This is a genomic window from Photobacterium sp. DNB22_13_2 (assembly GCF_052873915.1).
In genome coordinates, this window is the sequence record NZ_JBNNXU010000220.1 from 1 (window position 1) to 250 (window position 250).

At 68.0% G+C, this 250-nt stretch carries 1 protein-coding gene; it reads left to right on the forward strand.

The genetic code is table 11. The annotated features are described in order from the left end of the window. Positions 1-250 (forward strand): phosphoenolpyruvate carboxykinase domain-containing protein (locus ACVA58_RS28440; protein WP_446513578.1); only part of this gene is annotated, 250 nt, incomplete at both ends.

Here is a 250-nt window from a genome sequence, read left to right on the forward strand (position 1 = left end):
GTGCTTCGCGCTGCGGATCGCCTCCACCATGGGCCGCGACCAAGGCTGGCTGGCCGAGCACATGCTGATCCTGGGCGTGACCTCGCCCGAGGGCAAGACGTACCACGTGGCAGCGGCATTCCCGTCGGCCTGCGGCAAGACCAACTTTGCGATGCTGATCCCGCCTGCCGGCTTCAACGGCTGGAAGGTCACCACCATCGGCGACGACATCGCCTGGATCAAGCCCCGCCAGGACGCCGACGGCCAGACC